Here is a 23,137-nt window from a genome sequence, read left to right on the forward strand (position 1 = left end):
CGTTCCCCCGCGGTGCCGGGGCTCACTTCCGCCGCGCCGTGCGCCCGCACACAGGCAGGACCTACGCGGAAGGGCCGGCCGCACCCCCGGCTGCCCTGCCGAGTCGTGCGCTCAACTCCCGTAGGTGCGCGGACAGTTCGAGTGGGGCGTGGATCGTGAAATCCGCCTCCACCAGGGCCAGGCGGACCGCCAGCCACTCGATGGCGTCCGAGACCGTGGCGCGCAGCCGACAGGTGTCCGGACCCTCGGGGGTCGGCGTGCCCAGGGCTGCGGGGATGCGGGACGCGACGAACTCCGCCGGGGCGGCGAACGTCACGTCGAGCTCGTGCGTCGGCCGGCCGCGCCATATCGCGCGGCGGGTGAACTCCGCCGCGTCGCCCTCCGGAAGGGGCCGCGGGGCGAAGCGGGCGCCGGTTGCGAAGGGCTCGGTGAGGCGGTCGACGCGGAAGGTGCGCCAGGCCTCGCGCTCCAGGTCGTACGCCACCAAGTACCAGCGGCGGCCCGTCGAGACCAGGCGGTAGGGCTCGACCTGGCGGCGGGACTCAGTGCCGTCGCCGGAGCGGTAGTGGAAGCGGAGCTTCTCGGTTCCGGTGGCGGCCGAGGCGATCACGGTGAGCGTCTCGGGTGGGATCGTCGCCCCGTCACCCGCCCCGTAGACCAAGGGAGTTGTGGCGGATTGGAGCGTCGTGACGCGGTGGCGGAGGCGGGACGGAAGTACCTGTTCCAGCTTGGCGAGCGCGCGAACGGAGGCCTCCTCGACGCCCTCCACCGCATGGCCCGCCCCCGCCCGCAGGCCGACGGCGATCGCGACCGCCTCTTCGTCGTCGAGGACGAGAGGAGGCATCGCCTTGCCGGCCGCGAGCCGGTAACCGCCCTCCGCGCCCAGCGTGGCCTGGACCGGATAGCCGAGCTCGCGCAGCCGGTCGATGTCCCGCCGCACCGTCCGGCGGGAGACGCCGAGCCGGTCCGCGAGCTCGCCGCCGGGCCACTCGCGAGGGGTCTGAAGCAGAGAGAGGAGCTGCAGCAGTCGTGCCGGAGTGTCCGTCGTCATGGCATCCATCATGGGCGCCAATGCGGACAAGAACTGACCTAGATGGGACCTAGCTTCACCGCATGAAGACCCGCATGAAGGCCCACGTGAAGACCCGCATGAAGGCCCGCGTGAGAGCACGCGTGAAGACCAGCCCATCCACCACGCCTTCCGTGGCGACGGCTCCGACCTCCTCCGCCGCACCCGGCACCGGGGCCGCACCCGGCACCGGGGCCGCACCCGGCATGGGTGCCGCACCCGGCGACCGGCGGCGCTGGTTCGCGCTGGCCATCGTGATGACGGCGGCGTTCATGGACCTCGTCGACGTGACGATCGTGAACATCGCGCTGCCCTCCATCCAGGCGGACGAGGGCGCCACGTTCAGCCAGATCCAGTGGATCACCGCCGGTTACGCGCTGGCGATGGGCGCGGGCCTCATCACGGGCGGCCGGCTCGGCGACATCTACGGGCGGAAGCGGATCTTCCTCCTCGGCATAGGCGGTTTCACGCTCGCCTCCGCGCTCTGCGGGTTCGCGGCGAGCCCGGAGATGCTCGTCGGCTCACGCATCCTGCAAGGTGCCACGGCCGCGCTGATGGTGCCGCAGGTCCTGTCGATCGTGCACGCCACGTTCCCCGCGCACGAACGCGGCAAGGTCTTCGGCCTGTTCGGGGCGATCGTCGGGCTCGGCGCGGTGTCCGGCCCGATGCTCGGGGCACTGCTCACCGAGTGGAACCTGTTCGGACTCGAATGGCGACCGATCTTCCTGATCAACCTGCCGGTGGGCATAGCCGGGCTGCTCCTCGGCCGGACGTTCATCACCGAGTCCAAGGCCCCGAAGGCGCTCCGCCTGGACCCGATCGGCGTCGTGCTCGTCGTGGCCGGACTGCTCATGCTGCTCTACCCGCTCACGCGCGGGCGCGAGCTGGGCTGGCCGCTGTGGGGGTACGTGCTGATGGGCGGCGCGCTCGTGGTGGGCGCGGCGCTGGTGGCGTACGAGCGGCACAAGGCGCGCAAGGACGGTTCGCCGCTGATCGAGCTGTCGCTGTTCAAGGTGAAGAGCTTCGCTGCGGGCGCTGCCGTGCAGTTGACGTTCGGGCTGGTCAGCGGGGTGTTCTTCCTGGTCTGGACGCTGTATATGCAGGTCGGTCTCGGCTGGAGCCCGCTGCGCGCGGGGGCGACGGGCATACCGTTCTCGCTCGCGGTGTCCGTGGCCGCCGGGATATCGGTGCAGCGTCTTGTGCCGCGCTTCGGCCGCAAGGTGCTGCAGGCGGGCGCGCTGCTGATGGCGACGGGGGTGGTGCTCTACATCTGGGAGGCCGAGCGGTACGGGCAGGGCATCACGTCCTGGCAGATGGCGCTGCCGCTGGTGGTGATGGGCGTCGGCATGGGCCTGATCGTGGCGCCGCTGACCGACGCGGTCCTCTCCGAGGTGCCGCGCGAGCACTCCGGTTCGGCGTCCGGCCTGGTCAACACCGTGATGCAGATGGGCAACGCGCTCGGGCTCGGCCTGGTGTCGGTGGTGTTCTTCGGCGTCATCGACGAGCCGTTGGCCGGGGCCGCCATGGGTGCGGCGTATGCGGACGCGTTCCAGCACGCGCTGTGGTGGGTCGCGGGGGTGCTCGGTGCGATCTTCCTGCTGATGTTCGCGCTGCCGGCGCGGCCTGCGCAGCATGTGGAGGGGGCGGAGGCGGCTTCGGTGGGCGGTGCGTCGGTCGACGGCACACCGTCGACCGGGGGCATACCTGAGCCTGAGCTGGTGCACTGAGCGGCGCGAAAGTCTGTTCCTGCCCGAGAGTCTGTTTCTGTCCGAGCCATGCCCGAATGTGTTTACTTCGCGGCCACCCGGTCGTACCGTGGTGGTGAAACAACACGCTCGGGCATGAATCGGAGCTGAACCCACATGTACGCACCGGAGCGGCAGCAGGAGATCCTCCGCCTCGCACGTGACAGCGGCCGGGTCGACGTGCTGTCCCTCGCCGAGGAGTTCCAGGTCACCGCCGAGACCATCCGGCGCGACCTGAAGGCCCTGGACCGCGCCGGTCTCGTACGACGGGTGCACGGCGGTGCCATACCGGCCGGGCGGCTCGACTTCGAGCCCGACCTCGCCGAGCGCGAGTCCACCGCGGCCGACGAGAAGGACCGCATCGCGCAGGCCGCTGTCGCCGAGCTGCCGGCCGACGGCAGCGTGGTGCTCGACGCGGGTACGACGGTCGCCCGGCTTGCGGCCGCGCTGCCGCTGGAGTCCGGCCTCACCGTCGTCACGCACTCGCTGCCGACCGCGGCCCGCCTCGCCGACCACCCCGGGGTGCAGCTGCACCTCATCGGCGGCCGCGTCCGGCACCGCACCCGTGCCGCCGTCGACGCCTGGGCGCTGCGGGCGTACGGGGAGATCCGCGCGGACGTCGTCTTCCTCGCGGCGAACGGCTTCTCGCCCGAGCACGGGCTGACCACGCCCGACCTCGCCGAGGCCGCCGTCAAGCGTGCCGCTGTCGCCTCCGCCCGCCGCGTCGTCCTGCTCGCCGACTCGGCCAAGCACGGGCAGGAGCACTTCGCCCGCTTCGGCGACCTCGCCGACGTCGACCTGCTGATCACGGACAAGGGTCTCGGTGACGAGGAGACCGCGGCGATCGAACGCGGCGGTACGGAGGTCGTACGTGTATGAACTCCGCAACCTCCCTGAACCCCGTGAACCCCCTGAGTTCCGCAATCCCCCTGAGTGCCGGAGCCCCTCTGAGGGCTGGAACCCCCCTGAGGGCTGGAACCCCCCTGAGCTCGGCGGCGCCCCTGAACACCGCAACCCCTCATGGCCCGTACGAGAAAGCAAGTGCCGGGATGATCCTCACCGTTACCCCGAACCCGTCCCTGGACCGGACCTACGAGGTGCCGGCGCTCGACCGTGGCGAGGTCATCCGGGCCGGCGGCGACCGCATGGACCCGGGCGGCAAGGGTGTCAACGTGTCCCGGGCCGTCGCCGCGGCCGGGCGGCGCACCCTCGCGGTGCTGCCGCTCGGCGGAGCGCCCGGTGACGTCGTCGCCGAACTCCTCGGTGAGCAGGGCATCGAGGTCGCGCCCGTCGCCGTCGCGGGCCAGACCCGCTCCAACATCTCGCTCGCCGAGCCCGACGGCACCCTCACCAAGATCAACGCGGCCGGGCCGGCGCTCTCCGCCGACGAGTCCGAGGCGCTGCTCGCCGCGGTCCGCGACCGGTCCGCGGGCGCCACCTGGATCGCCTGTTGCGGCAGCCTGCCGCGCGGCCTGCGGCCTTCCTGGTACGCCGAGTTGGTGGCCCGAGCGCACGCCGCGGGCGCGCGGATCGCCCTCGACACCTCCGGCCCGGCGCTGCTCGCCGCGCTGGGCGAGCGCCCCGATGTGGTCAAGCCCAACGCCGAGGAGCTCGCCGAGGCCGTCGGGCGTCCCCTCGCCACCGTCGGCGACGCGGTCAAGGCCGCCGAGGAACTGCGGCAGCTCGGCGCCCGTGCCGTGCTCGCCAGCCTCGGCGCCGACGGCCAGTTGCTCGTCGACGACTCCGGCGCGCAGTTCGCGAGCGCCCGCGTCGGGACCGTACGCAGCAACGTCGGCGCCGGTGACGCCTCGCTCGCCGGCTTCCTCATCGCCGGCGGCGACGGCCCCGAGGCGCTGGCCTCCGCCGTGGCGCACGGCGCGGCCGCCGTGCAGCTGCCCGGCAGCGTGATGCCCACGCCCGCCGACCTGGACCCGTCCGCCGTGACCGTCACGGCCGACGTACCGCTGGATCGCGTACTGACGGAGCCCGTGTCATGAGCGCCCCACTCCTGAACCGTTCCCGGCGGATGCGTACGAACGCGCTCCCCGGTTCGCCGTACCCCGTCCCCATTCCCGTCCCCGTTCCCGTCCCCGTTCCCGTCCCCACCGCTGTCCCCACCTCTGTCCCCACCCTCGTCCCCACCCCCGCCCGTCGGGCGATATGCGCGCGAAGGAGCCCGCGATGAGCGAGATGATCACCGCGGACCTGGTCGACCTCGACCTGTCCGCCGACACCAAGGAAGCGGCCGCCCGTGCCCTGGCCGAGCGGATGGTCGCTCAGGGCCGGGTCGCGGATCTTGACGGCTTCCTCGCCGATGTGGCCGCCCGCGAGGCGCAGATGCCGACCGGTCTCGACGGCGGCATCGGCATCCCGCACTGCCGCAGCGCCCATGTCACCGAGCCGACCCTCGCGTTCGGACGCGCGTCCCAGCGCATCGACTTCGGCGCCGCCGACGGCCCCGCCGACCTGGTGTTCCTCATCGCCGCGCCCGCCGGTGCCGACAGCGACCACCTCACCATCCTTTCGTCGCTCGCCCGCCAGCTGATGAACGCCGAGTTCACCGGCGCCCTGCGCTCGGTGGACGACGCGGGGCACGCGGCGGCGCTGATCCGCGGCGATGCGACACCGGCGGAGGCTTCGGACTCCGGTACGGACGAGGGCGTGGATTCCGGTACGAATGAGAGCTCGGATTCCCGTACGGACGAGAGCTCGCATTCCGCTACGGACGAGGGCCCGGTTTCCCGTACGGGCGAGAGCTCGGTTTCCCCTACGGAACCCGCCCCGGGCGACACCCCCTTCAAGATCGTCGCAGTGACCTCCTGCCCGACCGGCATCGCCCACACGTATATGGCCGCCGAGTCCCTGGAGAGCGCCGGTCGCGAGGCCGGGGTCGAGGTCGTCGTGGAGACGCAGGGCTCGGCCGGCTTCGCCCGGCTCGACCCGGCGGTGGTGGCCGCCGCCGACGGCGTGATCTTCGCGCACGACGTGCCCGTACGGGACAAGGAGCGGTTCGCCGGAAAGCCCACCGTCGACGTGGGCGTAAAGGCGGGCGTCAACCGCCCCGCCGAGCTGATCGCCGAGGTGCGCGGCAAGGCCGAGCGCGGCGAGGTCTCCTCGGGCGCCGCCGCCGACACCCCCGTGGAGCGAGCCGGAGACGCGGGCGACAGCTACGGCACCAAGCTGCGCAAGTGGCTGATGTCCGGCGTCAGTTACATGGTTCCGTTCGTCGCCGCCGGCGGCCTCCTCATCGCGCTCGGCTTCGCCATCGGCGGCTACGAGATCGACCAGGCCAAGTCCGTCGCCGAGCACTTCGTCTGGACCGAGGCCGCGAGCTGGGCCGCGCTGCTGTTCCAGGTCGGCGGGCTCGCCTTCTCCTTCCTGGTGCCGGTGCTCGCCGGGTACATCGCGTACGGCATGGCGGACCGGCCGGGTCTGGTGCCGGGCTTCGTCGGCGGTGCGGTCGCCGTGAACATCGAGGCCGGATTCCTCGGCGGTCTGGCGGCCGGTCTCATCGCGGGTGCGACGGTCATGGCGATCCAGAAGGTGCGGATCCCGGCCGTGCTGCGCGGCATCATGCCGGTGGTGGTGATCCCGCTGATCTCCGCGGCGGTGGTCGGCTTCCTGATGTTCCTGGTGGTCGGCAAGCCGATCGCCTCCCTGCAGGGCGGCCTCAGCAACTGGCTGGAGTCCCTCACCGGCGCCAACGCGATCATCCTCGGCGTCATCCTCGGCATGATGATGTGCTTCGACCTGGGCGGCCCGCTCAACAAGGTCGCGTACGCCTTCGCCGTCGGCGGACTCGGCGCCAACGCGACCGAGGGCAACCTGAAGGTCATGGCGGCAGTGATGGCGGCCGGCATGGTGCCGCCGCTGGCCATGGCCTTGGCGACCACCGTGCGCGGCAGGCTGTTCACCAAGGCCGAGCGGGAGAACGGCAAGGCGGCCTGGGTGCTCGGCGCCTCCTTCATCACGGAGGGCGCCATTCCGTTCGCGGCGGCCGACCCGCTGCGTGTCATTCCCGCCTCGATGGTGGGCGGCGCGGTCACCGGCGCCCTGTCGATGGGCTTCGGCGCGACGCTGCAGGCTCCGCACGGCGGCATGTTCGTGGTCCCGCTGATCGGCCAGCCGCTGCTGTACCTGGTGGCGATCGTCGCCGGTACGTGTGTCACGACGGGCCTGGTCGTCCTGCTGAAGGGGATGCGCGGGATCGACCCCGAGCAGACTTCGGCCACGGCGGACGAGGCGACGTCCGCGAAGGCCGCCGAGCCGGTGAAGAAGTCGGTGAAGGAGCCGGTGGCGGCGGCCTGAGCAAGGGGTGCGACAGGTCTGCGACAGATCTGCGAGATAGGTCGCTTCGAGCGCGGTCCCGTACGTCGCCGGCGTCTCCCTGCCCCTTCTGCACCGCCAGCACGCGCATCCGGCCGAGCCGGTGGAACTCCCGGCCGCCAGCTGACGGGCCGCCGCGGCTGAGAAGTGAGCCCGGCGGCCCGGCGGCCCGGTGTCCTGTGCGCGTACGCCGCAACGCGTAAGCCTCCGCACGTACGCCTCAACTCGTACGAGAAGCCCGCCGCTTCATCGCCGTACGTGCTGCCGTCTCGCTGACGTACACCTCGCACATGTGGCGGCCGTCCGGCGTGGCCGTGTGCTCGACCTCCCAGAGGCTGACCTCGCGGCCGTCGGCGAGCAGGAACGCGTGCTCGTAGAGCGCGAAGCAGAGGCCGGGCGTGCCCGTCCGGCAGGGGTTGCCGAAGGCCTGCGTGATCTGGTGCGCGAGCGCGGTGCGCAGCAGCAGCGTCGTGTCCGTGTCCGGCCGGTCGGTGTTCTCCGCGCGGCGGAGGAGGCGCCGGGCGTGGTCGGCGGAGTCGTCCAGCGCGTACGACCGCTGGATCGGGGCGGGGGACGCGATCAGCTGGACGGGGTCGAACGTCGGCGGTTCGCAGCCGGGGATGCGGCCCTCCGCGGCGTCCGGGCAGGCGGGGCCGCAGGTGTCGCTCGGGAGCAGACGGGACGCGGCGATATGCGCCTCTTCCTCGTCCGCGTAGAGCTCGTGGAGGGTCTCTGCGCTCGGAGTGCCGCCCGGTCCGGTGTTGTGCTCCAACTCCCAGAGCGTGAGCGCCTGGCCGTCGGCGAGCAGGAACGTGTGCCGGTGCGTCTCGAGGTGCAGGCCGGCGCTGTGGTGGGCGGAGCGCAGCGAGCTGTCGAAGGTGAGGGCCGACTCAAGCAGGGCTATCGTCTCGTCGGGCAGCTCGAAGGAGTTCAGGGCCCGCCCGAGCAGCCCTTCGAGGTGCTCCTCCGGTGTCTCCGGTGTCTCCGGCGTCTCCGGTGTCTCGTACGGAACGCTCAAGGCATACTCCCGGCGTCGCTCGCGTCGCTGCATGTCACCTTGTGACCGCTCACCGTAGCCCCTCGGCGGAACATCATGCCCGGGGTTCTGGAAAACGTACGGGCCTCCGTCGAAGTTCCCGCACGCCTGTCGGACCACGGCACCGTTACTCGATCACCTCCCTGTTACAGGTCTCCGTGCGGGCCCCCGTACAGGTCTCCGTACGACGGAAACACCCCGCCCGGTCCGTCGACCGTCTCCGCGGCCTCGACCGCCCGGACGATCGCGCGGGTGACCGTGTCCGCGCCCGCCGCCAGGATCGCGTTGACCGCATTAAGTTGCTCCAACTCATCCTGGGGCAAGGGGTGTTCGCCGGTGGCCAGGGTGAACGCGGTGTCCCCGTCGTGCAGCAGGTGCACCGGCCGGATGGCGCGTGCGAAGCCGTCGTGGCTGGTGCCCGCGAGCTTCTGGGCCTGCGCCCGGCTGAGCGTGGCGTCGGTGGCGACGACGGCGAGCGTGGTGTTGAGCTTCGGACGCCCGGGCTCCGTCGGCGCCGTCGCTGCGGTCGCTTCCGTCACTGCGGTCGCTTCCGTCGCTGTCGTCACTGCCGTTGCGATGCTGGGTTCACCGCCGTTCTGGCGGCGCGCGGTCTCCGTCTGCGCCTCCGCGAGCCGGGCTCGCGCGCGGGCGTGCACCTCGGGCGCCGGGCGCTCGACCGGCCCCGCGCCGTCCTCGAAGTACCGCCCGTACAGCACCCCGGACGACGCATCCGCCACCGAGCCAGCGGCGTTCACCACTACCAGCGCGCCGACTGTGTGCCCCGAACCCAGGCGCACGCTCGCCGTCCCCACGCCCCCTTTCATTCCTCCCGCCACGGCACCGGTCCCGGCGCCGACGCTGCCCTGTGTCACCTCGGCCGAGGCCCGCTCCACCGCCTCGCGCCCGAGCTCCGCACCCGGACGCGCCTGCCAGTCGCCGCCCCGCCCCAGGTCGAAGAGGCAGGCTGCGGGCACCACCGGCACGACCCGGCCGGGCCCGCCCACCGGCACGCCCCGCCCGTGCTCCTCCAGCCACCCCATGACCCCGGCCGCAGCGTCGAGCCCGTACGCGCTGCCGCCAGTGAGCACCACCGCGTCGATGCGCTGCACGAGGTTGCGCGGGTCGAGCGCGTCCGTTTCCCGTGTGCCGGGGCCGCCGCCGCGTACGTCCACGGCCGCGACCGCCCCGCCGGCCGGTGCGAGGACGACGGTCGTACCCGTGAGCCAGCCGTCCCCGACGCGACTCGCGTGCCCGACCCGGAGGCCGCCCACATCGGTGAGCGAATCCTTGCCGCCGGTTCGGCCCGCCCTGTTCTTCGAGCTGCTTGAGGAGTCCATGGACGCACCTTACGGATCAGGGGAGTTGGGGCGGGAGGAGCTGGTCGTCCGCGTGGCACGGCCGGCGGGTCCGACCAGTCGGTGCGGCCGGCTCGCCCGGGACCTAGGACACGTCCAAAGACGGCCCTTGGGCAACGCGCGGTCACGACCAATTGCTCTGATTCCTCTCCTGTTCCGCAGACACCCTGAATGAGTAAGGCATCCTCCTCACCCCCAGGAACCACGCCATGAGTCCTGCCGTAAGGGAAGAAGTGGCCACAAGTGCCGGGCGGTCGTACGACCTCGCGCAATACCGGCCCGGACGCACCATCACCGACTGGGAACCGGAGAACGAACTCTTCTGGAAGTCCATCGGAAAGCGGGTCGCCGCCCGCAATCTGTGGATAGCCGTCCCCGCCCTTCTCGTCGCCTTCGTGGTGTGGCAGGTGTGGAGCGTCACCGCAACGAACCTCAAGGACGTCGGCTTCGGCTTCAGTACCTCGCAGCTGTTCTGGCTGACGGCGATCCCAGGTCTGACCGGCGGTACGGCCCGGATCTGCTACACCTTTCTCGGCCCCAAGATCGGCCAGCGCACTTTCACCGCCCTTTCCACGGTCGTTCTGATCGTCCCGCTGATCTGGCTCGGATTTGCGATCCAGGACACCTCGACCTCCTTCACGGAAATGGCGATGATCGCCGCGCTCTGCGGCGTGGGCGGCGCCAATTTCTCCTCCTCCCTCGCCAATATCGGCTTCTTCTTCCCGAAGTCGCAGAAGGGCAACGCCACCGGCATCAACGGCGGCCTCGGCAACCTCGGCGTCTCCGTCGTCCAGCTGCTCACCCCGATCGTCATCACCAGCTCGGTCGTCGCCGTCGGCTCGGCCCAGCACAAGGCGGACGGCTCGCCGGTGTACCTGCAGAACGCCGCGTTCGTGTGGGTCCCGGTGCTGATCGTGCTGGCGCTCGTCGCCTGGTTCGGCCAGAACAACCTGAAGTCGGCGTCGACCTCCTTCCGCCAGCAGAAGATCATCTTCAGGCGCAAGCACAACTGGCTGATGACCTGGGTCTACGTCGGCACCTTCGGCTCCTTCATCGGCTTCGCCGCCGCCCTGCCGATGCTGATCAAGACGACCTTCCCGGACTACTCGGTCGCGACGTACGCCTGGATGGGCCCCGCACTCGGCGCCCTGGCGCGCTGGGCCGGCGGCTGGATCGCCGACAAGCTGGGAGGCGCCCGCGTCACCATCCTTTCCTTCGCCGGCATGGCCCTCTCGATCATCGGTGTCATCAACTTCCTGCCCGCAGGCTCAGGTTCGGGCAACTCCACCGGCAACTTCACCGGCTTCTTCCTCTGCTTCCTCGCCGCGTTCTTCTTCTCCGGCATCGGCAACGGCTCGACGTTCCGCCAGATCCCGGTGATCTTCCGCAACCAGCACCTGAGGGGCCTGACCGAAGGCACCCCGGAGTACGCCAGGGCCCTGAAGCAGACCGAGATGGAGTCCGGCGCGGTCACCGGCTTCACCGCCGGCGTCGCCGCCTACGGCTTCTTCTTCATCCCGGCGCTCTTCGCCAACTTCTCGGTGACCAGCGCGATGTGGGGCTTCGTCGCCTTCTACGTCAGCTGCATCGCGGTCACCTGGTGGTTCTACGCCCGCAAGGGCGCCGAGTCGCCCTCCTGACCGGCGCGCGGCCACTCACGAGGCGGGTCCCTTCGGGGGCTCGTCCCGTGGCCGTACGCCCCGTGGCCGTAAGCCTCGTCGCCGTAAGCCCCGTGGCCGTAAGTCCCGGAGGATCACGGGTCCTCCGGCTCGAAACAGGGGACCATCGCCGAGCCAAATGATCGATCAACGGGAGTGCAATGGAGGGGAGCGCAGGCACAGCGAGCGGAAGGCGTGCACGATGACCGCAACTCCCTTGGAGGAGACGGCGAAAACTCCCTTGGAGAAGACGGCGAACGGCGAGGCCTGGGAGGGCTTCAAGGGCGGGCTGTGGCGCGACGCCGTCGACGTCCGCGACTTTGTCCAGCAGAACTACACCCCGTACGAGGGCGACGCCTCCTTCCTCGCCGGCCCCACCGAGCGCACCACCGCCCTCTGGGACCAGCTCCTCGCGATGTTCCCGAAGGAGATCGAGCAGGGCGTCCACGACGTCGACGTACAGACCCCCTCCCGCATCGACGCCTTCCGGCCCGGCTTCATCGACCCCTCCAAACGACATCTCCCTCCCCGCCGCCACCGGCCGGGAGGCCGTCCAGTGGCTGTACTTCGCGTACCTCGCCGCCGTGAAGGAGCAGAACGGCGCGGCCATGTCGATCGGCCGCATCGACGCCTTCCTCGACGTCTATCTCCAGCGCGACATCGACAACGGCGTCCTCACCGAGGAGCGGGCGCAGGAGTTCATCGACGACTTCGTCATCAAGCTCCGCATCGTCCGCTTCCTGCGCACCCCGGAGTACAACGAGCTGTACTCCGGCGACCCGGCCTGGTCACCTGGTCCATGGCGGGCATCGGCGCGGACGCCCGCCCGCTGGTCACGCGGACCACGTTCCGCGCCCTGCAGACCCTCTACAACCTGGGCCCGGCCCCCGAGCCGAACCTCACCGTCCTCTGGTCGCGGCAACTTCCGCAAGGTTTCAAGGACTTCGCCGCGCGGGTCGCCATCGACACGTCGGCCCTCCAGTTCGAGTCCGACGACCTGATGCGCCCCAAGTACGGCGATGACACCGCGATCGCCTGCTGCGTCTCCGCGATGGCGGTCGGCAAGCAGATGCAGTTCTTCGGCGCCCGCGTCAACGTAGCCAAGGCCCTTCTGTGAGCCACCCCTCAGCTGCGGCCCCGGTGCCGGGCCCTCACCCCGGCACCGGGCGCCGCTGACCTCAACTCCGCCGAGGAACAGTGGAGTTACGCCATGACCGTCCTGCTCGACCAGAACCTCGCAGCCCTCGGCGCCGCCACCCTCGCGGGTGCCGCCAAGCACCGCCCGATCGAGGGCACGGTGCACTCCTGGGACCTGTCGTCCGGCGTGGACGGCCCCGGCAGCCGCTTCGTCACGTTCCTCTCCGGCTGCCCGCTCACCTGCCTGTACTGCCACAACCCCGACACCTGGCGGATGCGCAACGGGAAGCGCACCTCGGCGGACGACGTGGTCAAGGAGGCCGCGAAGTACACCGGGTTCATCGCGGCGGCCGGCGGTGGCGCCACCGTCAGCGGCGGTGAGCCGCTGCTGCAGCCCGTCTTCGCCGGGGAGCTGCTGCACCGTTTCAAGCACGAACTCGGCCTGCACACCGCCCTGGACACCTCGGGCTTTCTCGGCGCCCGCGCCACCGGCGCCCTGCTGCGGGACGTCGACCTGGTGCTGCTCGACATCAAGTCCTGGAACCGGGGGACCTACGAGAAGGTGACCGGACGGCCCCTGCAGCCCACCCTGGACTTCGCCCGGCGCCTCGCCGACCTCGGCAAGGAGGTGCACGTCAGGTTCGTGCTCGTCCCCGGTCTGACCGACGACCCGGCGAACATCGAGGGAGTGGCCACCTTCGCCGGCGGGCTTGGCAACGTCGCGCGCGTGGACGTGCTGCCCTTCCACAGGCTGGGGGAGGGAAAGTGGCAAGCGCTCGGCATGAACTTCACGCTGCACGACACCCCGTCGCCCACCCCCGAGCAGCTCGCTCTGGCGAAGGAGATCTTCGAGGCCCACGGCCTGAAGGCGGTGTGAAGCCGGAGTCGCAGCCGGAGCCGGAGCCGGAGCCGGGGCTGGAGCTGGGGCTGGACCCAGAGCTGGACCCAGAGCTGGACCCAGAGCTGGACCCAGAGCTGGACCCAGAGCAGCGCCCGCCGGGTCGCCGGAGCCGTATCCTGGAGGCATGAGCAGCGCCGCCCCCGCACCCGGACCGCGAGACGCGAAGACCGGGCCCGAGCCGAAGGCCAAGCCGGCCCCGGCCCTGAACTTCGACGATCCGCTGGACCAGCAGTCCGCGGACGACACGGACCGAGGGTGGGGCGAGCGGCCCAGCGGCAGCGACAGCGCCTCCGACCTGGCGCGCTTCCTCGACGAGAAGCCGCCCCACCACCTCTGAGCGTCCGCTACTTGCTGGTGTCCACCGGACCGTCGCCGGAGCCACCGCCGTCCCCGGCACCACCTGTCCCGGAAGCGCCACCACCGGGACCGCCGCGCTGGGCGACCAGCGCGTCCCGGATCTCCTTGAGCACCTCCAGCTCGGAGACCTCCAGCGTCTCCTGGACGCCCTCCTTGGCCTTCCGCCGCGCCTCCGCCTTGGCGAGGTACTTCGACATCGGCAGGACCATGAGGAAGTAGACGACCGCGGCGGTGATCAGGAAGCTGAGCGTCGCGCTGAGGACTGTGCCCCAGTTGATCGGGATGCCGGAGATGACGTCCCCGGTCTCCGGGTCCGTCTCGCAGGGGCCCTTCAGGCAGGAGCTGTAGCTTTCCAGGTCCTTCGTGCCGAAGGCGCCGACCAGCGGGTTGATGACGCCCTTCACCACCGCGTTCACGATGTTCGTGAACGCCGCACCGATGACGACCGCGACGGCCAGGTCGATCACGTTCCCACGCGTCAGGAACGCTTTGAAGCCTTCCCAGACGCCCGGCTTCTTCTCCTCGCTCACCACGGAGCCTTTCTTCGTATGTGCGATTGACCGTGCAATTAGGCCCGGCACATGTGAGGTGCGTCCAATCCGCTGACACGATCAGGTGAGTTGACGAAAAGTGCGTGCGGGTCAGCACAGGACCACCGCCAGACGGGAGTTGGCGCCCGCACCGGCCAACTTCACCGCATCCGCGCGCGGTACGGAGAGCACGATCAGCGCGCCGCCCTCCAGGGACGCCTGCTCGCCGGCCGAGACATCCGTGACGCGTGCGCCCGAGGTCACGCGGGTGGCTCGGGCGCCGGAGGTGGGGGCCGCGATGACGTCGACGCGGTCGCCGGGGCGCAGCAGCCGTACGGTCTCCGCGTCCGCGATGCGTACCGGGGCGCGCACGAGATCAGGGGCGGAGGGCCCGCCCGGTTTCGCCGAGGGCGTGGTGCGTTCGCCCTGGTCCTCCGCCGGGCGGTCCGGCGGCCCGGCGAACCCCTGCGGTCCCGCAGCCGCGAGCGCGGCCGCGGCCATCGCGAGCCCCGCGGCCACGGTGCGACGGTTACGGCTGCGGCGCAGAGCACCCCGCAGCCGGCCGCCGCGCACCCGCAGCGGAGGAAAGTGCGGAACCTCGCACGTGGGCGGAACCGGAGTCGGCGTGGAGGGAGGAGGCACCGAGTGAGGAGGAAGCGGGGGAGGGGCTGGAGGAGGGATCGGAGGAGGGACCGGGGGAGAGGTGTGGGCGCTGGAGCGCGAGGGCATGGCAACCACCGCCTGCCGTAGGGGAATTCGCCTGAACGCCCCTCACGATCCACGGTTCCGGCCGATCCCGCCCGGCCCTGTGGACAACCTCGCGGTTGTGGACAACTCCCTCACCCGAAGGGGAAGTTCCGGCCCCACCCCCCCGTACGAGGACCCTCAGGGCAGCTCGATCCCCAAGTCCCACCCGTCGTGCGCCCGCGTGCACAGGCAGTCCCGCTCGTCGGCCGCCGGAAGGCCCGCCACCACGTCGAACAGCACGTCCCGCAGCCGGGCCACGTTCTCGCCGAAGACCTTCAGGACCTCCGCGTGCGAGACGCCCTCGCCGGTCTCCGCGCCCGCGTCCAGGTCGGTGACGAGGGACAACGACGTGTAGCAGAGGGCCAGTTCGCGGGCGAGCACCGCCTCGGGGTGCCCGGTCATGCCCACCACCGACCAGCCGGCGGCCGCGTGCCACTGCGACTCGGCGCGGGTGGAGAAGCGCGGGCCCTCCACGACGACCATGGTGCCGCCGTCCACCGCCGCCCAGTCGCGGGCGCGGGCCGCCTTCAGGGCGACGCTGCGGCCCTCGGGGCAGTACGGGTCGGCGAACGTCGTGTGCACCACGTTCGGGATGCTGCCGTCGGGCCGCGGCACCCCGTCGAAGTACGTCTGTACGCGGCTCTTCGTACGGTCGACGAGCTGATCGGGCACGAGCAGCGTCCCCGGGCCGTACTCGGGGCGGAGCCCGCCCACCGCGCAGGGGCCGAACACCTGGCGCACGCCCACGGAGCGCAGCGCCCACAGGTTGGCGCGGTAGTTGATCCGGTGCGGCGGCAGATGGTGGCCGCGGCCGTGGCGGGGCAGGAACGCCACCTTCCGGCCGGCGATCTCGCCGAGGAACAGGGAGTCGCTCGGCTCGCCGTAAGGGGTGCTGACCTGGATCTCGGTGACGTCGTCGAGGAACGAGTAGAAACCCGAGCCGCCGATGACGCCTATGTCCGCGGACGCCGCAGCGCCACCGTTGTGTGCGTTCGCCATGCGCAGCAGCGTAGTGCAGCCGGGATCTCCGGGGGCAGGCATGCCGAAAGCCCCGCGGTCGGCTGACCTGCGGGGCTCCCGGAACGTGTGGTGCGGGCCGGTCAGGCCGCGGAGCTGCTGCTTCCGGTCGAGCTGGAGGAGCTGGACGACGAGGAACCGGCGGTCGATGAGCCCGACGACGAGCTCGTCGACGACGAAGAGCCGGAGTCCGAGGACGCCGTGGACGTCGACGAGGCGGACTTCGACGCGGACGCCGCGGGCGTGCTGCTCGACGACGAGTTGCGGCTGTCATTGCGGTAGAAGCCGGAACCCTTGAAGACGATGCCGACCGCCGAGAACACCTTCTTGAGGCGTCCGCTGCAGCCGGGGCACTCGGTCAGGGCGTCGTCGGTGAACTTCTGCACCGCCTCAAGGCCCTCGCCGCACGCGGTGCACTGGTACTGATAGGTCGGCACTTGCTTCCTCCTGGCACTCTCACTCGATGAGTGCTAACGACGGTCCATAGTGACGTATTCCTCGGGATCAGTCCACTGCCACGGGCGAGCGGTGACCGACGCCACGTGCCACGGTCCGGCTCTTCACGGCCGGAGCGAGGCGGGAGCGCAGGGCGACGAGGGTCAGCAGCGCGAGCACCGTACCGGCCATCGGCACCAGGAATCCGGCGCTCGCACCATGGGCGTCGGCAAGCCGGCCGGTCAGCGTGACGGCGCCGGCCTGACCGAGCGCCACCGCACCCGTGAGGAGCGTGAACGCCTCGGTCCGCGCGGAGGCCGGAACCAGGCTCTCCACGAGCGTGAACCCGGAGATCAGCGCGGGCGCGATGCACATGCCGACGAGCAGTCCCAGTACGGCGAAGAGCGCCACGGAGTGCACCGTCCACAGCATGGACGCGGTGACGGCCAGGGCGGCGTACCCGACGAGGAGGCGGCGGCGCGGGCCGACCTTCCAGGCGATGGCTCCGCAGGCGATCCCGGCGAGCATGTTGCCCGCGGCGAAAATGCCGTACAGGAGGCCGTTGACGCCGGGCTGGCCGGCTTCTTCGGCGAAGGCGGTGAGGGCGACCTGCATGCCGCCGAAGACCGAGCCGATGCCGAGGAACGCGACCGCGAGGACGCGCGCACCGGGCACGGAGAACGCGGAAACGTGCTCCACGCGCGCGTGGCCGGCGAGCGCACCGTGCGCCGCGGGCTGGGTGTCGCGCTGCGCGGCGAAGAGCAGACCGCCGGCCAGGGTCAGCGCGGCCTGGGCGGCGAGGCCCGCTCCGGGGTGGACGAAGGTGCACAGGGCGGTGGCGAGCACCGGGCCGACCACGAACGTGAACTCGTCCGTGACGGATTCAAAAGCGGCCGCAGTGGGCGTCAGCGCACGCCGCTCGGGGTGGTCGAGGACGGCCGCCCAGCGGGCCCGCACCATCGGCCCGGCCTGCGGCACCGAGGCGCCGACGGGCACAGCGGCGACGAAAAGCGCCCACAGGGGCGCGTCGGCGAGGGCGAGTGCGGCGAGGGCGATCACCGAGACGGCGTTCACGAGGACGCCGGGGATCAGGACGGCGGCCTGGCCGTAGCGGTCGGTGAGCTTGCCGCTCTGCGGGGCGCACAGCGCCATGGAGACGCCCGCGACGGCGGCGACGGCGCCCGCGCTGCCGAACGAGCCGGTGGTGTGCTGGACGAGCAGGACGATCGACATGGTCAGCATCGCGAACGGCTGACGCGCGGCGAAGCCGGGCAGGACGAACGAGAGGGCGCGGGGTGTGCGCAGGAGTTGTCCGTACCCGGGGCGGGAGGTGGAGTTGACCGCGGATTCCACGGTCCTTGCCTTTCTGCTGCCTGGTGGCGGGCCCGTGTGGCGGCGCCGAGAGCTGTCCTCTTGCGCAGAAGAACGTCGGTGATACCCGGTCCACTGCGGGGGACCGCGGCCGCCGTGCGGTCGCGCCAGCTCTGCTTCAGACAGAGGTGGTTCGATTCGTTGTGCCTTGATTGTACGGGGCGGCGGCCGCATACGCCTCCGAATGAGGGGGATCACACAGTCTGAGCCTGCGATTGACGGGCGCCACCAGGAGGGCCGGCCCCGAAACCGGCACCCGACCGGGACTACGAGGACGGCCCGCCCGTGCCGAGCCAGCCCGCCAGCTTGCCGCCCTGCCCGACCGCGCGCAGCCGCCGCTCGGTGGCGTCCCGCACCGGGTCGGTGGTGACGACGAGCAGTTCGTCGCCGCGCCGGAGCACGGTGGCCGGGGTGGGCACGAACGACTGCTTGTCCCGTACGACGAGGGTGACGGCGGCGCCGGCCGGCAGCCGCAGCTCCGCGACCTCGACGCCGTGCATCTTGGACTTCTCGGGGATTGTCATCGAGAGCAGGTGCCCGCGCAGCCGCTCAAGGGGCGCGGACTCGACGCCGAGGTCGGCCGCCTCCTCGCCCCGGCCGACCCCGAGCGCCTTGGCGAGCCAGGGCAGGGTCGGGCCCTGGATGAGGGTGTAGACGACGACCAGGACGAAGACCATGTTGAAGATCTTTTCGCTGCCCTGGACGCCGGTCACCATCGGAATGGTCGACAGGATGATGGGCACCGCGCCGCGCAGGCCGGCCCAGGACATCAGGGCCTTCTCCGGCCAGGGCATCCGGAACGGCAGCAGCACGAGGAAGACCGAGACCGGCCGCGCGAGGAGGGTCAGGACCAGGCCGATGAGGATGGCGGGCACGATGTCGTCGAGCATCTTGTGCGGCGTGACGAGCAGGCCGAGCAGGACGAACATGCCGATCTGCGCGATCCAGCCGACCCCGTCGGCGAAGCCCCGGGTGGCCGGCCAGTGCGGCAGCTTGGAGTTGCCGAGCACCACCGCTGCCAGATAGACGGCGAGGAAGCCACTGCCGTGCGCCAGTGCGCCGGCCGCGTACGCCGACACCGCGATGGCCATCACGGCGATCGGGTAGAGGCCCGAGGCGGGCAGGGCGACGTGCCGCATCCCGTATGAGCCGAGCCAGCCCACCGCGAGGCCGATGGCGGCGCCGATGGCCAGCTCCAGGGCGATCTTGCCGACGAGGAGGTACCACTCGTCGATGGGGCCGGTGGTGGAGAACGCGACGACGAGGATGACGACGGGGGCGTCGTTGAAGCCGGATTCCGCTTCGAGCACGCCGGTGATGCGCGAGGGCAGCGGCACCTTGCGCAGCACGGAGAAGACCGCGGCGGCGTCGGTGGACGAGACGACCGCGCCGATGATGAGGGCCTGGCGCCAGTCGAGCCCGACGAGATAGTGCGCGCCCGCGGCCGTGATGCCCACGCTCACCGCGACGCCGAGCAGCGACAGCAGAGCTGCCGCCGGCAACGCGGGCTTGATCTCCTTCCACTTGGTGCCCAGACCGCCCTCGGCCAGGATCACCACCAGCGCGGCATAGCCGATCACCTGGGTCAACTCGGCATTGTCGAACACGACGTTGCCGAATCCGTCCTGGCCGATCGCAATCCCGATCCCCAGATACAGGAGCAGGCTCGGCAGGCCGCTGCGCGAGGAGACGCGCACGGCCGCGACCGCGATGAGCAGGACGAGGGAGCAGACGAGAAGGAGCTCGTTGAGCTGATGAACAGTCAGTGGCCGTTCCTTTCAGGGGCGCGGGACTTGGCGCGTAAGAGCGGGGTACTTCGTTACCTTACCTAATCGTTAACGCTTCCTTGATGTCGATCGGATATCGGACTCCGCGGCCGAAACGTCCCCGGCAACTGCTGCCGGCCGGAGTTGTCCACACCGAGTCCGAGGCTGTCATTGCCTCGTCCTATGGTTGCTCCCAGCACTTCCCGGACCGCAGAGCCAGCTCGGCCGACCAGCCCGCTCGAAGGACAGCAAGGACAGCGATGCCCGCCAATGAAAGCGCCTCTTCCGGCCAGAAGACCGGCAAGAAGAAGGGGCGACGTGCCCGCCTCGTCGTGATTGCACTGGTCCTTGCCGTCGTCGCGGGCGTGGCCTTCGGCGCGTACTGGAGCGTCAGTACGGTGCGTGCCTCGCTGCCGCAGACCAAGGGCTCGATCCAGCTCGACGGCCTGGCAGGCCCGGTCGACGTCCGCCGTGACAGCAACGGCATCCCGCAGGTCTACGCCTCCTCGGACGAGGATCTGTTCATGGCCCAGGGGTATGTGCAGGCGCAGGACCGCTTCTGGGAGATGGATGTCCGGCGCCACATGACCTCCGGTCGGCTCTCCGAGATGTTCGGCAAGAGCCAGGTCGAGACCGATGAATTCCTGCGCACCCTCGGCTGGCACCACGTCGCACAGCGGGAGTACGACACCAAGCTGACCCCGGAGACCAAGAAGTACCTCCAGGCGTACGCCAAGGGGGTCAACGCGTACCTGGAGGGCAAGGACGGCGCGGACGTCTCCGTCGAATACGCGGCCCTGGGCTTCACCAACGACTACAAGATCGAGAAGTGGACGCCGGTCGACTCGGTGGCCTGGCTGAAGGCCATGGCCTGGGACCTGCGCGGCAACATGCAGGACGAGATCGACCGCTCCCTGATGCACAGCCGCCTCGGCCCGAAGCAGATCCAGGACCTGTACCCGGACTATCCGTACGACCTGCACAAGCCGATCGTCGAGGAGGGCGGTCTCGCCGCGGGCTCCAAGACGTACGACCCCGAGGGGAGTTCGGTCCAGGAGCAGTCCGGCACGGGCGCGGGCACCGGCACAGGAACCGGCATCCAGGCGGGCACCGGCACCGAAGCGGGCACCGGCACCGCCAACGGCATCGCGGGCGGCGGCAGCACCGCGGGCGGCCTCGCGACCCAGATGTCCGGCCTCTCCGACGTGCTCGACAAGCTTCCCGACGCCATCGGCCCGAACGGCAACGGCATCGGCTCCAACTCCTGGGTCGTGTCCGGCGACCACACCACCACCGGCAAGCCCCTGCTCGCCAACGACCCGCACCTCGCGCCCCAGCTGCCGTCGGTCTGGTACCAGATGGGCCTGCACTGCCGGGACGTCTCCGCAAAGTGCCAGTACGACGTGTCGGGTTACACCTTCTCCGGCATGCCGGGCGTGATCATCGGCCACAACCAGGACATCGCCTGGGGCATGACCAACCTCGGCGCCGACGTCACCGACCTCTACCTGGAGAAGATCCAGGGCGACGGCTACCAGTACGGCGGCAAGGTCGAGCCGTTCAAGACCCGCAAGGAGACCATCAAGGTCGCCGGCGGCGAGGACAAGACCATCGTGGTCCGCGAGACCAACAACGGCCCGGTGGTCTCCGACCGCAACGACGAGCTCGGCAAGGTCGGCCAGGAGGCGCCCGTGGGCAGCGCCGCCCCCGACCGCGCCGACGGGTACGCGGTGTCCCTGCGCTGGACCGCGCTGAGCCCCGGCAAGTCCATGGACGCCGTGTTCGCGCTCAACAAGGCGAAGAACTTCCAGGACTTCCGCAAGGCCGCGGCCGACTTCGAGGTCCCCTCGCAGAACCTGATCTACGCCGACACCGAGGGCAACATCGGCTACCAGGCCCCCGGAAAGATCCCCACGCGCGCGAAGCAGCACGACGGCACGCTCCCGGCCCCCGGCTGGGACCCGGAGTACCGCTGGACCGGATACATCCCGCAGAGCGCCCTGCCCTACGAGTACAACCCCGAGCGCGGGTACATCGTGACGGCCAACCAGGCGGTGACCGACTCCAAGTACCCGTACGAGCTCACCAAGGACTGGGGCTACGGCGCGCGCAGCCAGCGCATCAACGACCTCATCGAGTCGAAGCTGAAGGACGGCGGCAAGATCTCGACCGAGGACATGCGCACGATGCAGCTGGACAACAGCAGTGAGGTCGCCAAGATGCTCACGCCCAAGCTGCTCAAGATCGACGTGACCGACCCGTACGTGCGCGAGGCGCAGGAACTCCTGGAGGGCTGGGACTACACGCAGGACGCCGACTCGGCGGCGGCCGCGTACTTCAACGCGGTCTGGCGCAACATCCTGAAGCTGGCCTTCGGCGACAAGCTGCCCAAGGAGCTGCGGGTCGAGGGCTCCTGCATCAACGTGCCGCCGGCCGACAAGACGGGTCCCGTCGACGACCCGGACGCGCGGGTGCGCGAGTGCGGCGAGCGGGCGGCGGACGCGGCCCAGCCGGACGGCGGCGACCGCTGGTTCGAGGTCGTACGGAACATCCTGGACGACGAGGACAACGACTGGTGGCAGTCGCCCTCCACGCGTACCGACTCCGAGACCAAGACCCGCGACCAGCTCTTCGCGCGTGCCATGGAGGACGCCCGCTGGGAGCTGACCGCGAAGCTCGGCAAGAACATCGACAGCTGGAGCTGGGGCCGCCTGCACCGCCTGCAGCTGGACAACCAGACCATCGGCACCGACGGCCCCGGCTTCATGCAGTGGCTGCTCAACCGCGGCCCCTGGGAGCTGGGCGGCGGCGAGGCCGCGGTGAACGCCACGGGCTGGAACGCGGCCGGCGGCTACGGCGTGATCTGGGTGCCGTCGATGCGCATGGTGGTGAACCTCGGCGACTTCGACAAGTCGAAGTGGATCAACCTGACCGGTGCGTCGGGGCACGCGTACAGCCCCAACTACACCGACCAGACCGAGAAATGGGTCAAGGGCGAGCTCCTGAACTGGGCCTACTCGGAGAAGGCGGTCGAGGCGAGGACGGAGAACGACCTGGTGCTCAAGCCGTAAAGCGCCGGACCCCGGAAGGGGTCACCACCGCGTGCACGGGGTGGTCGTGCGGTTCCTCCGGGACCCGCGCGACCACCTCGTCGTCGTAGAGGAGCACGACGAGCGGCGGCTGCACGCGCGCGTGCGCGAGCCGGGCGAGCACCCGGTCGTACGAGCCGCCGCCGCGCCCCAGGCGCATGCCGCGGGCGTCCACGGCGAGGCCGGGAAGGAGCACCGCGTCGGCGCCCAGAACGGCGTCCGGGCCGAGCCGAGCCCCGTCCGGCTCCAGAAGCCCGCGCCCCGCGCGTACGAGCCGCTCAGTGCCCGTGTAGAGGCCCCAGTCGAGGTCGTTGTCCGGCAGCAGCACCGGCAGCAGAACCCGCACCCCGCGCGCGTGCAGGGCGTCGAGCAGCGCGCGGGTGCCGGGTTCGCGGCCGACCGAGACATACGCGGCGACTGTGTGCGCGTCCGCGAGCTCGTCGAGTTCGAGTGCGCGGCGGGCGAGAACCGCGGCCGCCTCCTGCGCGTCATCTTCCGGCAACCGGCGCCTCGCTTCGAGGAGTTCTCCGCGCAACGTCGCCTTGTCAGCCTTGCCGTTGGTGTTCGAGTTCACAGCCAACTCACAAACCCCTCATAT

The 23,137-nt window shown here is 70.7% G+C and carries 18 protein-coding genes and 1 pseudogene; 9 read left to right on the forward strand and 10 right to left on the reverse strand.

The window, feature by feature from the left end:
- Positions 1-61 precede the first annotated feature (61 nt).
- Entirely contained in the window at positions 62-1,051 is a 990-nt protein-coding gene (locus QIS99_RS10135; RefSeq protein ID WP_282512574.1) for a helix-turn-helix transcriptional regulator, read from the reverse strand.
- 224 nt (positions 1,052-1,275) lie between these two features.
- Here QIS99_RS10135 and QIS99_RS10140 point away from each other — a divergent pair, with 224 nt between their 5' ends.
- The 4 genes from QIS99_RS10140 (at position 1,276) to QIS99_RS10155 (ending at position 7,122) form a co-directional block, all read left to right on the forward strand.
- Positions 1,276-2,796, forward strand: coding sequence for an MFS transporter (locus QIS99_RS10140; RefSeq protein WP_282512774.1), 1,521 nt, complete (start codon positions 1,276-1,278; stop codon positions 2,794-2,796).
- Positions 2,797-2,931: 135 nt separating this feature from the next.
- On the forward strand, positions 2,932-3,693 hold the full coding sequence (locus QIS99_RS10145) for a DeoR/GlpR family DNA-binding transcription regulator (protein ID WP_282512576.1): 762 nt from the start codon (positions 2,932-2,934) through the stop codon (positions 3,691-3,693).
- 170 nt (positions 3,694-3,863) lie between these two features.
- The gene (gene pfkB, locus QIS99_RS10150; RefSeq protein WP_282512577.1) at positions 3,864-4,811 is read left to right on the forward strand and encodes a 1-phosphofructokinase; all 948 of its coding nucleotides are present in this window, start codon (positions 3,864-3,866) and stop codon (positions 4,809-4,811) included.
- A gap of 184 nt (positions 4,812-4,995) precedes the next feature.
- Positions 4,996-7,122, forward strand: a complete 2,127-nt coding sequence (locus QIS99_RS10155) for a PTS fructose transporter subunit IIABC (protein WP_282512578.1) — start codon at positions 4,996-4,998, stop codon at positions 7,120-7,122.
- Between the two features lie 238 nt (positions 7,123-7,360).
- On the opposite strand, the gene QIS99_RS10160 is transcribed toward QIS99_RS10155, so the two are convergent.
- Together QIS99_RS10160 and QIS99_RS10165 are read right to left on the reverse strand one after the other, a co-directional pair.
- Positions 7,361-8,158: a DUF6227 family protein gene (locus QIS99_RS10160; RefSeq protein WP_282512579.1), complete on the reverse strand. Its 798-nt coding sequence runs from the start codon at positions 8,156-8,158 to the stop codon at positions 7,361-7,363.
- Positions 8,159-8,322: 164 nt separating this feature from the next.
- Positions 8,323-9,513: a P1 family peptidase gene (locus QIS99_RS10165; RefSeq protein ID WP_282512580.1), complete on the reverse strand. Its 1,191-nt coding sequence runs from the start codon at positions 9,511-9,513 to the stop codon at positions 8,323-8,325.
- A 227-nt stretch (positions 9,514-9,740) separates the two neighbouring features.
- Here QIS99_RS10165 and QIS99_RS10170 point away from each other — a divergent pair, with 227 nt between their 5' ends.
- From QIS99_RS10170 to QIS99_RS10185, 4 genes and pseudogenes are all read left to right on the forward strand, one after another.
- Positions 9,741-11,171 carry a NarK family nitrate/nitrite MFS transporter gene (locus tag QIS99_RS10170; RefSeq protein ID WP_282512582.1) on the forward strand — a complete coding sequence of 477 codons (1,431 nt, stop codon included), beginning with the start codon at positions 9,741-9,743 and terminating at the stop codon, positions 11,169-11,171.
- Between the two features lie 220 nt (positions 11,172-11,391).
- Positions 11,392-12,303: pseudogene (locus QIS99_RS10175) on the forward strand (pyruvate formate lyase family protein); the annotation flags it as partial.
- Between the two features lie 96 nt (positions 12,304-12,399).
- Entirely contained in the window at positions 12,400-13,203 is an 804-nt protein-coding gene (gene pflA, locus QIS99_RS10180) for a pyruvate formate-lyase-activating protein (protein WP_282512584.1), read from the forward strand.
- A 148-nt stretch (positions 13,204-13,351) separates the two neighbouring features.
- Positions 13,352-13,564 (forward strand): hypothetical protein, encoded by a 213-nt coding sequence (locus tag QIS99_RS10185; protein WP_282512587.1) that lies wholly within the window; start codon positions 13,352-13,354, stop codon positions 13,562-13,564.
- A gap of 7 nt (positions 13,565-13,571) precedes the next feature.
- Here QIS99_RS10185 and mscL read toward each other — a convergent pair whose 3' ends face one another.
- From mscL to QIS99_RS10215, 6 genes are all read right to left on the reverse strand, one after another.
- Positions 13,572-14,117 carry a large conductance mechanosensitive channel protein MscL gene (gene mscL, locus QIS99_RS10190; protein ID WP_282512588.1) on the reverse strand — a complete coding sequence of 182 codons (546 nt, stop codon included), beginning with the start codon at positions 14,115-14,117 and terminating at the stop codon, positions 13,572-13,574.
- 108 nt (positions 14,118-14,225) lie between these two features.
- Positions 14,226-14,633 (reverse strand): hypothetical protein, encoded by a 408-nt coding sequence (locus QIS99_RS10195; RefSeq protein ID WP_349017290.1) that lies wholly within the window; start codon positions 14,631-14,633, stop codon positions 14,226-14,228.
- 366 nt (positions 14,634-14,999) lie between these two features.
- Positions 15,000-15,860: an S-methyl-5'-thioadenosine phosphorylase gene (locus QIS99_RS10200; RefSeq protein WP_282512592.1), complete on the reverse strand. Its 861-nt coding sequence runs from the start codon at positions 15,858-15,860 to the stop codon at positions 15,000-15,002.
- 101 nt (positions 15,861-15,961) lie between these two features.
- Entirely contained in the window at positions 15,962-16,315 is a 354-nt protein-coding gene (locus tag QIS99_RS10205) for an FmdB family zinc ribbon protein (RefSeq protein ID WP_282512594.1), read from the reverse strand.
- A 67-nt stretch (positions 16,316-16,382) separates the two neighbouring features.
- Positions 16,383-17,666, reverse strand: a complete 1,284-nt coding sequence (locus QIS99_RS10210; protein ID WP_282512596.1) for an MFS transporter — start codon at positions 17,664-17,666, stop codon at positions 16,383-16,385.
- 284 nt (positions 17,667-17,950) lie between these two features.
- Positions 17,951-19,450: a potassium/proton antiporter gene (locus QIS99_RS10215; protein WP_282512775.1), complete on the reverse strand. Its 1,500-nt coding sequence runs from the start codon at positions 19,448-19,450 to the stop codon at positions 17,951-17,953.
- A gap of 260 nt (positions 19,451-19,710) precedes the next feature.
- Here QIS99_RS10215 and QIS99_RS10220 point away from each other — a divergent pair, with 260 nt between their 5' ends.
- Entirely contained in the window at positions 19,711-22,521 is a 2,811-nt protein-coding gene (locus QIS99_RS10220) for a penicillin acylase family protein (protein ID WP_282512598.1), read from the forward strand.
- Here the strand turns inward: QIS99_RS10220 and QIS99_RS10225 are convergent.
- Positions 22,511-23,113, reverse strand: a complete 603-nt coding sequence (locus tag QIS99_RS10225; RefSeq protein WP_282512776.1) for a 5-formyltetrahydrofolate cyclo-ligase — start codon at positions 23,111-23,113, stop codon at positions 22,511-22,513. The two genes, QIS99_RS10220 and QIS99_RS10225, sit on opposite strands and share 11 nt — an antisense overlap.
- Positions 23,114-23,137 lie beyond the last annotated feature (24 nt).

It is taken from the genome of Streptomyces solicavernae (assembly GCF_029968095.1).
Taxonomy (GTDB): Bacteria; Actinomycetota; Actinomycetes; order Streptomycetales; family Streptomycetaceae; genus Streptomyces; species Streptomyces solicavernae.

Coding starts and splice junctions, on each gene's coding strand:
- pflA (WP_282512584.1), top strand. CDS start 12,400: ATGACCGTCCTGCTCGACCAGAACCTCGCAGCCCTCGGCGCCGCCACC.
- QIS99_RS10165 (WP_282512580.1), bottom strand. CDS start 9,513: ATGGACTCCTCAAGCAGCTCGAAGAACAGGGCGGGCCGAACCGGCGGC.
- QIS99_RS10145 (WP_282512576.1), top strand. CDS start 2,932: ATGTACGCACCGGAGCGGCAGCAGGAGATCCTCCGCCTCGCACGTGAC.
- QIS99_RS10170 (WP_282512582.1), top strand. CDS start 9,741: ATGAGTCCTGCCGTAAGGGAAGAAGTGGCCACAAGTGCCGGGCGGTCG.
- QIS99_RS10140 (WP_282512774.1), top strand. CDS start 1,276: ATGGGTGCCGCACCCGGCGACCGGCGGCGCTGGTTCGCGCTGGCCATC.
- QIS99_RS10155 (WP_282512578.1), top strand. CDS start 4,996: ATGAGCGAGATGATCACCGCGGACCTGGTCGACCTCGACCTGTCCGCC.
- QIS99_RS10220 (WP_282512598.1), top strand. CDS start 19,711: ATGCCCGCCAATGAAAGCGCCTCTTCCGGCCAGAAGACCGGCAAGAAG.
- QIS99_RS10135 (WP_282512574.1), bottom strand. CDS start 1,051: ATGACGACGGACACTCCGGCACGACTGCTGCAGCTCCTCTCTCTGCTT.
- QIS99_RS10200 (WP_282512592.1), bottom strand. CDS start 15,860: ATGGCGAACGCACACAACGGTGGCGCTGCGGCGTCCGCGGACATAGGC.
- QIS99_RS10185 (WP_282512587.1), top strand. CDS start 13,352: ATGAGCAGCGCCGCCCCCGCACCCGGACCGCGAGACGCGAAGACCGGG.
- pfkB (WP_282512577.1), top strand. CDS start 3,864: ATGATCCTCACCGTTACCCCGAACCCGTCCCTGGACCGGACCTACGAG.